The sequence below is a fragment of the Streptomyces sp. NPDC048417 genome (assembly GCF_040651615.1).
GTDB lineage: Bacteria > Actinomycetota > Actinomycetes > Streptomycetales > Streptomycetaceae > Streptomyces.
Genome location: NZ_JBEZKI010000048.1, coordinates 68,440 through 81,921 on the forward strand (window position 1 = coordinate 68,440; position 13,482 = coordinate 81,921).

Annotated in this window: 8 protein-coding genes and 2 pseudogenes; 4 read left to right on the plus strand and 6 right to left on the minus strand. The window is 71.8% G+C overall.

The features are described 5' to 3' along the window. Window positions 1-57: 57 nt before the first annotated feature. The 4 genes from AB0D59_RS47100 to AB0D59_RS47115 form a co-directional block, all read right to left on the minus strand. Window positions 58-2,658 (minus strand): lysylphosphatidylglycerol synthase transmembrane domain-containing protein, encoded by a 2,601-nt coding sequence (locus tag AB0D59_RS47100; protein WP_362578086.1) that lies wholly within the window; start codon window positions 2,656-2,658, stop codon window positions 58-60. A gap of 66 nt (window positions 2,659-2,724) precedes the next feature. Further along, window positions 2,725-3,201 (minus strand): DUF1003 domain-containing protein, encoded by a 477-nt coding sequence (locus AB0D59_RS47105; protein WP_362578087.1) that lies wholly within the window; start codon window positions 3,199-3,201, stop codon window positions 2,725-2,727. 176 nt (window positions 3,202-3,377) lie between these two features. Further along, entirely contained in the window at window positions 3,378-5,018 is a 1,641-nt protein-coding gene (locus tag AB0D59_RS47110) for an ABC-F family ATP-binding cassette domain-containing protein (protein WP_362578089.1), read from the minus strand. A 58-nt stretch (window positions 5,019-5,076) separates the two neighbouring features. Then, window positions 5,077-6,099: an oxidoreductase gene (locus AB0D59_RS47115; protein ID WP_362578090.1), complete on the minus strand. Its 1,023-nt coding sequence runs from the start codon at window positions 6,097-6,099 to the stop codon at window positions 5,077-5,079. A gap of 65 nt (window positions 6,100-6,164) precedes the next feature. Here AB0D59_RS47115 and AB0D59_RS47120 point away from each other — a divergent pair, with 65 nt between their 5' ends. Next, window positions 6,165-7,136: an FAD-dependent oxidoreductase gene (locus AB0D59_RS47120; RefSeq protein ID WP_362578092.1), complete on the plus strand. Its 972-nt coding sequence runs from the start codon at window positions 6,165-6,167 to the stop codon at window positions 7,134-7,136. 5 nt (window positions 7,137-7,141) lie between these two features. Here the strand turns inward: AB0D59_RS47120 and AB0D59_RS47125 are convergent, their stop codons facing one another. Further along, the gene (locus tag AB0D59_RS47125) at window positions 7,142-9,097 is read right to left on the minus strand and encodes a Xaa-Pro dipeptidyl-peptidase (protein WP_362578094.1); all 1,956 of its coding nucleotides are present in this window, start codon (window positions 9,095-9,097) and stop codon (window positions 7,142-7,144) included. 222 nt (window positions 9,098-9,319) lie between these two features. On the opposite strand from AB0D59_RS47125, the gene AB0D59_RS47130 reads away from it, so the two are divergent. Continuing rightward, window positions 9,320-10,789: a M1 family metallopeptidase gene (locus tag AB0D59_RS47130; RefSeq protein ID WP_362578096.1), complete on the plus strand. Its 1,470-nt coding sequence runs from the start codon at window positions 9,320-9,322 to the stop codon at window positions 10,787-10,789. 350 nt (window positions 10,790-11,139) lie between these two features. Beyond that, window positions 11,140-12,261, plus strand: a pseudogene (locus AB0D59_RS47135) (transposase); the annotation flags it as partial. Between the two features lie 150 nt (window positions 12,262-12,411). On the opposite strand, the pseudogene AB0D59_RS47140 reads toward AB0D59_RS47135, so the two are convergent. Then, a pseudogene (locus tag AB0D59_RS47140) lies at window positions 12,412-12,585 on the minus strand (L-asparagine permease); the annotation flags it as partial. 149 nt (window positions 12,586-12,734) lie between these two features. Between AB0D59_RS47140 and AB0D59_RS47145 the strand changes: the two are divergent. Next, the gene (locus tag AB0D59_RS47145; RefSeq protein ID WP_362578098.1) at window positions 12,735-13,460 is read left to right on the plus strand and encodes a MerR family transcriptional regulator; all 726 of its coding nucleotides are present in this window, start codon (window positions 12,735-12,737) and stop codon (window positions 13,458-13,460) included. Window positions 13,461-13,482 lie beyond the last annotated feature (22 nt).

Here is a 13,482-nt window from a genome sequence, read left to right on the forward strand (position 1 = left end):
CGCCCGCGCGGCGGTAGCCGCATATCGAATACGGACCCGCGCCCCTGTAGGGGCACGTCAGACGTAGCCGCGCCGCTGTACGAAGCCGAGGGCGAGCCCGCCCAGGGGGACGTTGAGCCAGAACGTGAGCAGCCGGTAGACAAGGACCGCCGAGGTGGCCGGGCCGGCCGGCACACCGAGCGCGGTCAGGCCCGCGATGAGGCCCGCTTCGAGCGCACCGAGCCCGCCGGGGACCGGGGCCGCGTTGGCGAGCAGGCGGGCCGCCATGTAGGCGGCGCCGAGCTGGACGAAGGGGAGGTCACCGCCGAGCGCGTGGAGGCTGAGGGCGAGTCCGACGACCTGGACGAGCGGCAGGCCGAACATGCCGACGACGCCGAGGGCGAGTTTCGCGGGATCGGCGGCGACTCCGGTCAGCGTCGATCCGGCCGCACGCAGGAACGGCCACACCTTCTCGCGCAGGAAGCGGCGGCCCGGCGGGGTGAGGCCGAGCAGCCCTCCGGCGGCCAGCACCACGGCGACCACGGGCAGGGCGTACGAACCGGCGGGCAGGTCCAGGTGCACTCCGCCGTGGCGCTGTCCGGCGGCGGCGAAGAACACGGTGGCGACCACGACGTTGGAGACCGCGCCGGCCAGACTCTGCAGCCCGACGGAGGCCGTCGCCGCGCCGGTCTCGATCCCCGTCTTCTGCAGGAAGCGCAGGTTCAGCGCCATGCCACCGACGTTGCCGGGGGTGATCCGGTTCAGGAAGGAGCTGGCGAACTGCACCTGGTACGTGGCCCGGAACGGCAGCCGGCCGGGGATGGTGCCCAGTTGCAGACAGGTCGAGAACGCCTGGGAGACGAAGGTGACGGGGACGACCGCGAGCAGCCACCACCAGTTCGCGTCGCCCAGCGCGCGGAGCGCGGCCGGGGCGTTGGCGAGCTGCGGCAACACGAGATGGAGCACCAGGAACGCGCCGGCCAGGCCCAGGACGCTCTGCCAGGTGAACCGGGCGAGCCGGGCCGGTTTGGCGGCCGGGGCGTCGCATGCCGTGCCTACCTCGGCGGCGAGGTCGTGCATCAGGTTCGGCCGTCCGCCGGGGCGCAGGGTGCGCCGCCGGACGCCCGCGGCGGCTTCCCGGGCGCGGGCCTGGTCGTAGCGGGCCACCTCGCGGCGCGCGGGACCGATCAGGGCGAGCGGTTGCAGATACGGCAGCGCGCTCGCCAGCCGCTGCGGGCCGAGGCCGGCCAGGGCGCACGCCGTGGCGCGGACCGGTCCGACGCGTACGGCGGTGGTGGCGAGCAGTTCCGCGAGATCGCCGCCCAGCGTCTCGGGCGCTGCGTTCAGCTGCGCCCGGGCGAACGCGGTGAGCCGGGGCCTGCCGTCCGGTGCGACGAGGATGTGTTCGGGGCGCAACGCCCGGTGCGCCAGCCGGTGCTCCTGGATGCGGGCCACGGCCGCCCACACCTCGCCCAGCAGCGTGTCGGTCAGTTCCTCGGCGGGGAGCGCGGACAGCGGCCGGGCGTCCTGCCCGACGGTCACCACGACCGCCCCGCCGCCGGCCACCGGGTAGGCGATGACCGGTTCGGCGACCCGGGCGCCGGTACGGGCGGCGAAGACCAGCATGAGCAGTTCGTGTTCGGCGGCGCCGAGCGGTGTCTGCTCGCCGGGGTCGGCAGGGTGCCGCAGCAGGGTGCGCCGGGCGAGCCGGTGGAACAGGTCGCGGCCCCGGTCCTCGGCGGCGAGGGCGCGTACGGTCAGTCGCGCGCCCTCGGTGGTCTCCGCGTCGTAGAGGAGTCCCTCGCCGGGGAGTTGACGGTCCGCAGGGAGTTCGTGGAGGGCGGCGAGCGGGATCCCGCAGGCGACGAGGGCATCGGCGACGGCCTGGGCCGGCGGGCGGTCGGCCGGGCCGCCGGCGAGCAGCAGGACGGCCGATCCCGCGGTGCCGCCGACCACGAGCGCCCCGAACGCGTCCAGCGGGACGAGCGAGGCGGCCAGCACACCGAGCACGGCGCTCCCGACGGTCAGCGCCCACAACGCCCGCCGCCACGGCCGTGCCAGCCAGGGGCCCGCGGCGACGACCGACGAGGCGCAGGCCCCCAGGTACCCGGCCGACGGCCAGCCCGCGTGCACCAGTCCGCCGCGGCCGACGAGCACCTCCGGCCATGACTCGGGTCTGCTCCCGGCCAGCGCGACCCGGGTGAGCGCCCAGCCGACGGCCGCGCCCAGGGCCGCGGCGGGCAGCACCCTGGACACCGCGTCGAACCGCCGCCGTACTACGAGGACGACCAGGGCGGCCAGTGGCGCGAGCAGGGCGATCGCCTGGAGCGTGCCGACCAGTGCGTCGCGCAGGTCCGGCGGCAGCGCGGTGGCCGCGGAGAGCAGGCCCTGCTGCGCCCGGCGGGCGAAGTCGCGGGTGGCGACCGCCAGCAGCACCGTCGCCGCGAGGGCGGCCAGCGAGACCAGCAGCCGCAGCAGGTCGGCGGCGCGGCGCACGTCGTGCGGCGGCCGGGCCTCGACGACGGGGGCCGCCGCGCCGTCCCCGGCCGCGCCCAAAATGTCCGAGGACAGCAGTACGCCGTGCCGGTCGGTCATGTTCTGCCGCCGGCGGGGATGCGAGGACGGCCCATGCGCGGACTCCTTCGGGCACAGGTCCGGCTCGCCCGGACGCCCGCCCATGGTTCCATGCGACGACGGTCCGCGCCTCGGTCAGATGACTGTACGCAGACACAGTTGTCCGACGGTTCAGGTCCCCGCGGGCGGCTCGGCGGTGCCGTTCATCCGGGCGCGGTTCTCCGCGAGCAGTTCCTGGACGCGCCGTTCGACCTCCGCGGGGTCGACGCCGAGGGCGCGGCCCATGTGGATGGACCACACCTCCGAGCGGACGTTGGTCTCGAAGTCCAGGTCGGCCCGGACGTTCTCGCGGGCGGCCTGGCGGTTCTGGCTCACCATCACGAAGGTGGAGAGGAAGATCGCCTCCAGACTGACGATCATGGTGAGCAGCCCGAAGGGGAACGGGTCCCAGATCGCGTCGTCGCCGAACACGCCCTCGTTGCAGACGATCCAGACCGCGAACCACAGCGCGTGCAGATAGACGAACGTCATGGTTCCGGCGAACGTGGTGATGGCGTCCGCGATCCGGTCCTGGGTGCCGCGCATCCGCGCGACGACGTCCTGTTCGTGCACGATGCGGACGGACGGCCGTTTCGGCACTGCGCTCATGGGCTCTCCCCTGCCTGGTGATCCGCGTCGGGTCGAAGCGTACGGGGGCGTGTGCCGTAGCGCCGTAGGGGGTGCCAAGTGGGTTGTTCGGCGGCTGCGGGTGATGGGGGTTGCTCGCGCCCACGCGGCGGAGCCGCATATCGACACAGCCCCGCGCCCCTTCGTGGCGCGTTCAGCTAGCGTTCCGTTACTTTGCCCGCCGCGACCTCCAGGCGACGGGTCACGTGGACCGCGTCCAGCATGCGGCGGTCGTGGGTGACCAGGAGGAGGGTGCCCTCGTAGGTGTCGAGGGCGGACTCCAGTTGTTCGATCGCGGGCAGGTCGAGGTGGTTCGTCGGCTCGTCCAGGACGAGGAGGTTGACGCCCCGGCCCTGGAGCAGCGCCAGCGCCGCACGCGTCCGCTCACCCGGTGACAACGTCGCCGCGGAGCGCAGGACATGGGCCTGCTTGAGGCCGAACTTGGCGAGCAGAGTGCGGACTTCGACCGGCTCGGTGTCCGGGACGGCCGCGCAGAAGGCGTCCAGCAGGGCCTCGGTGCCGTGGAAGAGCTTGCGCGCCTGGTCGACCTCGCCGACGACGACTCCGGAGCCGAGCGCGGCGTGCCCCGCGTCCAGCGGCACCCGGCCCAGCAGGGCGGCGAGCAGCGTCGACTTGCCGGCCCCGTTCGCGCCGGTCACCGCGACCCGGTCGGCCCAGTCGATCTGCAGGGACACCGGTCCGAAGGTGAAGTCCCCGCGTCGTACTTCCGCGTCCCGCAGGGTGGCCACCACGGCGCCGGAGCGCGGGGCCGCCGCGATCTCCATGCGCAGCTCCCATTCCTTGCGCGGCTCCTCGACGACGTCCAGGCGTTCGATCATGCGCTGGGTCTGGCGGGCCTTGGCGGCCTGCTTCTCGCTGGCCTCGCTGCGGAACTTGCGGCCGATCTTGTCGTTGTCGTTGCCCGCCTTGCGCCGGGCGTTCTTGACGCCCTTGTCCATCCAGGAGCGCTGCGTCTGGGCGCGGTCCTGGAGGGCGGCCTTCTTGTCGGCGTACTCCTCAAAGTCGTCGCGGGCGTGCCGGCGGGCCACCTCGCGTTCTTCCAGGTAGGCGTCGTAGCCGCCACCGAAGAGGTTGATCCGGCCCTGGGCGAGGTCCAGTTCGAGGACCTTGGTGACCGTCCGGGTGAGGAACTCGCGGTCGTGGCTGACGACGACCGTGCCGGCGCGCAGGCCGGTCACGAAGCGTTCGAGCCGTTCCAGACCGTCCAGGTCGAGGTCGTTGGTCGGCTCGTCGAGCAGGAAGACGTCGTAGCGGGAGAGGAGCAGGGAGGCGAGGCCCGCGCGGGCCGCCTGCCCGCCCGAGAGGGAGGTCATCGGCTGGTCGAGGTCGACGGCCAGGCCCAGGGAGTCGGCGACCTCCTCGGCCCGCTCCTCCAGGTCCGCGCCGCCGAGGCCGAGCCAGCGCTCCAGAGAGGTGGCGTACGCGTCGTCGGCCCCTGGTGCCCCGTCGACCAGGGCCTGGGTGGCCTCGTCCATCACGCGCTGTGCCTCGGCGACGCCGGTGCGGCGGGCGAGGAAGGCGCGCACGGTCTCGCCCGGCCGGCGCTCCGGTTCCTGGGGCAGGTGGCCGACGGCCGCGGTCGGCGGGGAGAGCCGCAGCTCGCCCTGCTCGGGAGCGGTGAGTCCGGCGAGCAGCCGGAGCAGCGTGGACTTGCCCGCGCCGTTGGCACCGACCAGACCGATCACGTCCCCGGGCGCGACGACGAGGTCGAGCCCGGAGAAGAGGGAGCGGTCGCCGTGCCCGGCGGCGAGGTTCTTGGCGACGAGGGTGGCAGTCATCAGAACGCCGATCCTAATGCGCCGGTGAGCACACCTTCAGCCGCGTTTCGTTCCCCGGTCAGCACGCGACGGCCAGCACCAGGACGCTCCCGGAGGTCCGGGCCACGACATAGGACCCGCCCTTGGCTGCCTTGCCGTCGAGAGGGATGCGATGGCTGCCCGGTTCCAGGACGCCGTCGAAGAGATCCTGGGAGTGGAGGCGGGAGAGCCGGTCCAGGCGGTACGCCGTGAGCCGGACCCGGCAGGGTGAGGTGACCTCGACCCCGGCCGCGCCGTCGGCGGCGACCAGGTGGGTCAGGCGGCGCTGCGGGAGCGGACTGCGGTCGAGGGCGTGTTCGATCTGGGCGACGAGGAGGGGGACGATCGGGGCGAGCCCGTCCACGTAGGCGACCTCCACTGCGGCCCGGTCGAACGCCTTGCGTACGGCGGCCCGCTCGGTCTCGCCGACCGTGGGGCCGAAGGCCACGGCGCCGTAGCCGCGGAGTTCCTCGGCGGGGACGCCGTCTGCGTCCCGGGTGATGTCGGCCGCGATGCCGATGGAGCGCAGGGCGGCGGCCAGCTTGGCGAGGAGGGCGACGCGGGCGCCGATCAGCAGGACGCGGCGACCCGGCGGGGGGCCGGAGTCCTCGAGGAGGGCATCGAGGGCCTCGCGGTACGCGGGGCCGGGGAAGCGGAACGGGCCGATGCCGTGGTAGCCGTTGAGCTCCAGGTCGGCGTGTTCGTCGGTCTGCCAGGCGAAGTCCCGCCAGACGTAGTCGTCGCCGTCCCTCTCGATGACCGCGGTGACCGCGCCGCAGGCCAGGTCCTCGCACTCGGGGCAGCCGTAGATGACGTACCGGTCGTCGGGCAGCGGTGCGTCGGACTCCAGCAACAGGCTGCGGACCTGGGCGGTGAAGATCGCGGGCGGGACGTCGGAGGCGAGCGGGGAGACGGCGTCCAGGTCGGAGAGCTGGAACAGCAGCGGGGACCCGTCGACGACGAAGTCCACGAAGTCCCGGTGGACCTGGTAGCCGCCGTCGGCGCGGACACCGCCGGCGCGCATCGCCGGGGCCAGGCCGAAGGTCGCGTATGCGGCAGACATGCTGTGAGTATCCCCAGATCGGGACGATCTGAGCGCGGCATGACATATTCCGCTACCGTCCGGGCATGGACCGTGGGCTGGGTGACGAAGTGATCGTGGTCGGTGGCGGGGTCGTCGGGCTGACCACGGCGGTGGTGCTGGCCGAGGGCGGCCGCCGGGTGCGGGTCTGGGCGCGGGAGAGCGGCGAGCGTACGACCTCGGCGGTCGCGGGGGCGCTGTGGTGGCCGTACCGCATCGAGCCTCAGCGGCTGGTCGGCGACTGGGCGCTCGAATCCCTCGCCGTGTACGAGGAGTTGGCGGCGTGGCCGGCACAGACGGGCGTACGCCTGGTCGAGGGCGTACACGACGGGCTGCGGCTGGACGAGCTGGGGCCGTGGGCCGCCCGGGTGCCGGGGCTGGCCGACACGGCCGAAGGGCTCTCGGCGCGGCTGCCGTTGATCGACATGCCGGTCCATCTTGCCTGGCTGCGGGAGCGGTTGGAAGAGGCGGGCGGGACGGTCGAGGAACGGGTGGTGCGCGGACTGGGCGAGGTGCGGTCGGCGGTGGTGGTGAACTGCACCGGGCTCGGGTCCCGTTCGCTGGTTCCCGATCCGGCGGTGCGTCCGGTGCGCGGGCAGCTGGTCGTGGTGGAGAACCCGGGCATCACCACCTGGTACACCTCTGCCGAGGAAGCCGCGGGGGGTCCGGAAGAAGAGGCCGAAGGGGGTGTCTCGGCCTACTTCTTCCCGCAGCCGGGAGGGCTGGTGCTCGGGGGCACGGCGCACGAGGACGCCTGGTCCCTGGAGCCGGATCCGGACATCGCGGCCGGGATCGTGGCGCGGTGTGCGGCGGTGCGGCCGGAGATCGCCGGGGCGCGGGTGCTGGGGCACCGGGTGGGGCTGCGGCCGTACCGGGACGCGGTCCGGCTGGAACGTGAACTCCTCGCGGACGGGCGGGTGCTGGTGCACAACTACGGGCACGGTGGAGCCGGGGTCACGGTGGCCTGGGGGTGTGCCCGTCAGGCGGCCGGGCTGGTGGAGCCGGGCCCGGCCGCCTGAGCGGGTCAGCTCGCCGGGACGCGCAGCGCCGTGTGCGGGGCGCGCACGCCGGTCAGGACGCCCGCTGCGGGAGCGGTCCAGCGCGCGGAGGTCGCGCGGGCGAACGCGGCCGCTCCGCCGGCGAGCGGGACCCTGGCCGCGGTGCGGGACAGGTCCAGGGTGAGCGTCGGGGTGCTGGACGGCGGATCGATGAGGTCCTTGTCCGTTCCCGCGACGATCAGCGCCAGCCGGTGCCCCTCGGGTACGACGTGGTCGGTGGCCGCCAGGTCGAGGGTGATCGTGTACTTCTTGCCCGGGGTGAGCGGGACGCCCTTGCCGGGGTCGGCATAGGTGCCGAGGTCGGCCCAGCCGCGGCTGAGGACCGTGTAGTCGACGGCCTTGGTCTTCGCCGCGGTCTTCAGGAAGCAGGCACTGTCGCCGGCCGTGCTCTCGCCCCAGCAGGTGCGGTCGGTGAGGGTGGTGATGCCCTCGGCGGCGTCGGCGTAGTCCCGGATGGTGTCCGGGCCGAGGTCGACCAGGACGGCGGTCAGGTGGGCCGTCGAGGTGGTCGGGGTGGCGGTGACCGTCACCTTGGAGGAACCGGACAGCCGCAGGTCGTGCGTGAGCGGCGCGGTGAGGAAGCCGGCCTTGTCCGGGGTCGGGGTGGCGATCTGTGCCGCCCAGTCGGTCTCGCTCTGCTTCGGGTCGTCAGTGAACGTCTCGGTGCCGGATTTCCGGCTCAGGCCGAGGGTGCCCACACCCGCCTGGGTGCCGGTGGCGGGACGCAGGGTGGTGGCCTCGGTGCCGCGCGGCGGCCAGACGGCGGAGGTCACCCACTGGTCGGGGTGGCGTTCGACGTCGGCCATCGGCTCGCGGTCGATGCCGTTGTCGTAGCCGAGGAGTTCATGGTCGAACCAGCGGTGCAGGGTGTCCACCCAGGCGCCGCGCCGGTAGTCGAAGGGGTCGACATGGCCCGTCTGGGAGAGCCAGATCTTGCGCTCGACGCCGTTCTTGGCGAGGGCGTCCCACCACTGGCCGAAGTTCTTGGTGCGGACGTTGAGGTCCTGCATGCCGTGCACGAGGAACACGCTGGCACGCACCTTGGAGGCGTCCTTGACGTAGTCCCGCTCGGTCCACAGACCGGTCCAGTCACCGGTTCGCGGCGCGCCGTCGACGAGCTTCTGCTGGACGGTACCGCACTTGGCGTAGGCCGCGTCGCTCTCCACCGCGCCGGCCAGCCAGTCGGGCCCGGAGTCGTAGAGCGGGGCGCCCTGGGCGAAGTAGTAGTCGTACCAGGAGGAGATGGAGCTGATCGGGACGATCGTCTTGAGGCCCTTGACGCCGGTGGCGGCGACGCCGTTGGCGATGGTGCCGTCCCAGCTCTTGCCGATCATGCCCGTCTTGCCGTTCGTCCAGCCGGCCTTGACGGTGGTGGTGCCGGTGCGGCTGCTGTAGGCCTTGGCGCGGCCGTTCAGCCAGTCGACGACGGCCTTCGCGGACTGGATGTCCGAGCGGCCACCGACGTCGACACAGCCGTCGGAACGGTTGGTGCCGGCCAGGTCGACGCCGACGACGGCGTAGCCGCGGGGCACGAAGAAGTTGTCGTAGAACAGCGGCATCTGGACGACGTTCCCGGCGGCGTCGTACGTCTTGAGCTGGCTCTCGTTGCCGCGTCCGCAGCAGGAGTAGTACGGGCTGGCGTCCATGATGACCGGCACCTTGCGGCCCTGCGCGGCGGGTTCGGCGGGCCGGACGATGTCGGCGGCGACGCGGTCGGTCTTCCCGTCGCCGTCGGAGTCGAGGCCGGTGTCCACCCAGACGGCCTCGCGGATGGCGTCGGCGTAGGAGTAGACCGGCCGGCTCTCGCGCGGGGCCGCTCCGGCCGCCTGGGCGGCGACCGGGCTGAGGAATGCGGCCGTCAGGGCTGCGACGGCCGCGAGGGCGAACGGTCTCCAGATCGTGAAGCGCGTGCGTTTCGGCATGCGGCGGACGCTACCCCGGGCAACTCCTGTACAGAAGAGGGCGCCTGAGGGACCAACAGAACTGATTGCGGCCGAATGGCGATCGTGTGACAGCAGGGGCCGTGGACAGGCCAGGGGTCACAGGGACTCAATAGGCTCCGAAGAGTTTCGTGCTCCATCGACTTGGCGTTCCCGTCCCGGTGTGGCGGGCGCGCCTCGGCCCCCTACCGACCTGGAGTTCTCGTGCACCGCAGAATCCTCGCGCCGGGCGCACTCGCGGCAGCCTCCGTCCTGCTGGCGATCCCGGCATCGGCCGCGAGTTACAGCCCCGGCGCGCCGGGCATCGGTGACCCCTACTACCCGTACTACGGCAACGGCGGTTACGACGTCTCCCACTACGATCTGCGTCTGCAGTACCAGCCGGCCACCGACGAACTGGCCGGTACGGCGACGATCCTGGCGCGGACCACGCAGGACCTGTCCAGCTTCGACCTGGACTTCCTCCTCGACGTGAGCGAGGTGCGGGTCAACGGCGCGAAGGCGGCCTTCACCACGTCCGGGCAGCACGAGCTGGTCGTCACCCCGAAGTCGCCGCTGGCGAAGGGCACGCAGGTCACGGTCGTGGTCCGCTACAGCGGGGTGCCGTCCACGAAGAGCGCGTACGGCTTCAACACCTGGCACCGCACGCCCGACGGGGCGATCGCGGCGGACGAGCCCGAGGCCGCCTGGTGGTGGTACCCGAGCAACGACCACCCGCTGGACAAGGCGACCTACGACGTCTCGGTCGCCGTCCCCGACGGTACGCAGGTCATCTCCAACGGCCTGCTCCAGTCGACGAGTTCCCAGCGCGGCTGGACCCGCTACAACTGGCGGCAGAACAAGCCGCAGGCGACCTATCTGACCACGCTGGCCGTCGGGAAGTTCGACATCACGACGAGCACCTCCGAGGGCGGGGTGCCGGTCGTCAACGCCTACAGCAAGGACCTCGGCGACAACGACGGGGCGGCACGGGCGAGCGTGGAGCGCACCGGGGAGCTCGTCGACTGGCTCTCCGGCTACTTCGGGCCGTACCCCTTCAGCTCGGCCGGCGGGTACGTGCCGAACACGACGACCGGGTACGCGCTGGAGACACAGACCCGCGTGTACTACAGCCCCAAGCAGTTCGCGAACGGCTCCAACACCTCCGTGGTGGTGCACGAGCTGGCACACCAGTGGTACGGCGACGACGTCTCCCTCAAGGGCTGGAAGGACATCTGGCTCAACGAGGGCTTCGCCCGCTACGCACAGTGGCTGTGGTCCGAGCACGAGGGCGACGGGACGACGCAGGAACTCGCAGACTACGTGTACGCGTCGCATCCGGCCGACGACGCGTTCTGGACGGTCAAGCCGGGGGATCCCGGCCCGGACGACCAGTTCGACATCGCGGTCTACGACCGCGGGGCGCTGGCCGTGCAGGCGCTGCGCAACGCGGTCGGTGACGACGCCTTCTTCACGATCCTGAAGGGCTGGCCGAAGGAGCACGCGTACGGGAACGCGTCCGTGGCCGACTTCGAGGGGTACGCGGAGAAGGTGTCGGGGAAGTCGCTGTCGGGGCTGTTCGACGCGTGGCTGTTCGAGCCGACGAAGCCGGCGGTGCCTGCGGCGAAGGCCGTGGGGGCCGTTGTTCAGCCGAAGTCGTGGAAGAAGATCGAGGCTACGAACGACGTGCACTGAGCGTCTGCCGGGTTCGGTGTGGGGGCTGCCGGTCCGTTGTGGCGGATCGCGCAGTTCCTCGCACCCAGGCCGAAGTCGTTGGCGGCACGATCGCGGTGCCAGGCATGGGAAGCCGGATCGCCGTCAGGGCGATGCGGCGTCGTCGTCCGGGGTGCTGAGGGTGGCCACACACAGACAGTGGTGACGGGGAGCTGAGATCCGGTGGCTGGTGGCCGGCCGGGGCGGCAGGCGGGAGCGGTCACTCACTCGGGTGACGTTGGTCGATGGTGTGCGCGGGTGGGGAACGTGGTGGCTAAGTTCGCGGCATGTCACGTTTCCGGATGTACCCGACGCCCGTGCAGGCGGAGCAGATGCTCCTGCACTGCGCGCACGCCCGGTACGTCTGGAACCTGGCCGTCGAGCAGCACGCGCACTGGAAGCCCGGCCGCAAGACGGCGCCCGGTTTCGCGGAGCAGTGCCGCCAGCTGACCGAGGCCCGGCGTGACAATGAGTGGCTGGCCGCCGGGAACGCGGACGTGCAGCAGCAGGCTCTGAAGGACTTCGCCAGGGCCAAGAACGCCCGTTTCATCTCCGGCTTCGGTGAGCCGACCTGGCGCAGGAAGCACCAGTACGAGGGCTTCCGGGTCATCGGCACCGACCGCGTACCCGAGTACGAGCCGGACGGCGGCCCGAAGCTCAACCAGAAGACCGGTAAGCAGGTCATGGGCCGCTCCGTGGTCGTACAGAAGCTCAACCGGCGGTGGGCGCGGGTCAAGGTACCCGGCTGCGGCTGGGTCCGTTTCCGCCTCAGTGCCAAGGGCAAGGGCGCGCGGCTTCCCGCCGCGAAGACGTTCCGGGTCACCTGTCGCAATGGTCAGTGGCACATCGCGTTCGCGGTCATCCCCGAGCCGACGCCCACGCCTGGCACGGGTGAAATCCTCGGTATCGACCGGGGCGTGAGGATCACGGCGGCGCTGTCGGACGGACGGAAGCTGAACTGCCCGCAGCTCGCGGTCAGGGAGCGGGCACGGATCCGCAAGCACGAGCGCCGCGCGGCCCGGGCCCCCAAGGGCAGCGCTCTCAAGGCCGCCGCGTACGCGAAGGTCGCAGGGCTCAAGGCCCGTGAGGTCAACCGGCGCAAGGACTGGTGCGAGAAGACCAGCACCATGCTCGCCCGCAGCTACGACGTGATCCGGTTCGAGAAGCTGAACATCAAGAACATGACCTGCTCCGCGAAGGGGACCGCGGAGCGGCCCGGCGTGAACGTCCACCAGAAAGCCGGGCTGAACCGGGGTGTCCTCGCCCAGGGTTGGGGCCTGCTGCGCCGGCGCACCGGGCACAAGGCCCCCGGCCGGGTCGAGGACGTTCCCGCGCCTTACACCAGTCTGCGATGCAGTGCCTGCGGTTGGATCGAGAAGAAGTCGCGCAAGAGCCAAGCCGACTTCGTCTGCGTGTCCTGCGGGTTCACCTGCAACGCGGACGAGAACGCAGCAAACAACGTCGCGGCAGGACAGGGCGGGATCCCCCGCCCCCGGCGAACAGCCGGTGCCGGAGGGGTGACAGCGGCCACCGGCCGTTCGAACGCCCGTGAACCTCAACCCACCCGGGTTGGAATCCCCCTCTTTCAGACGGGGAGGATGTCAAATCATGCCGAGGCAGACCAGCAAGAAGGCGATCTCGGTGACCGGGCTGAAGCGGAGGTGAAACGTGGGGCGGTCGACGAGACCCGCCTTGGCGCGGCGGACGAAGACGAGGCGGCAGAGCATGATGATCAACAGGTGCTGACGATGCCGAGGGGAGGCGACGTTCAGCACGATGAAGCACATGCGACAGCGTTCTTCACAGAGTGGGACTTCTCACAAGATTATGATCTTGACATCTGGGTGAACATCGATCAAACACTTGCTCGCGTATCCCGTGCATACGCCGGTGTCACAGTGCTGCTGTGACAGCGATACTGCTACGCATGACGACCGACACCGACAGCGAGTCCGGGGAGCCGGCGCTCACCATCGACGAACTGGCCGCCCGGGCCGGCACCACGGTCCGCACGGTCCGGTTCTACGGCACCAAGGGGCTGCTCCCGCCGCCGGTGATCGGTGCGCGCCGGGTGGGGCACTACGGGCCCGAGCACCTGGCCCGGCTGGCGCTCATCGAGGAGCTTCAGCACCAGGGCATGACGCTGGCGGCGATCGAACGCTATCTGCACCGGCTGCCGCCCGGGCTGAGCCACCACGACCTGGCCATCCACCGCGCCGTGGTGGCCTCCTGGGCCCCGGACACCGAGGAGACGGTGACCGCCGGGGAGCTGCGGCGGCGGGCCGGGCGGCAGCTGGACGAGGGGGACGTCGAGCGGCTCGTCGCGATGGATGTCGTACGGCCCGACGGGGACGGCTACCGCGTCGACCCGGGGCTGCTCCGGCTCGCCGTACAGCTCCTGGACGTACCGCTGTCCGAGAAGGCGATCCTGGCCGCGCGCACGGTGCTGATCGAGCACTCGCGTGCGGCCGCCCACGCGCTGTCGCAACTGTTCCGGGCCGAGGTGGCGGAGCGGACCGAGCAGGACGTGAAGTCCCTGTCCGCCCATATGCAGCCACTGGTGGTGCAGGCGCTCCTGACGACGTTCCAGCGCTCGCTCAAGGAAGAGGTGCACCAGTGGCTCGCCGGCCCTCAGGAGGACCTGCCCTCCTGAGGGCCCGGACCAGGCCGGACGC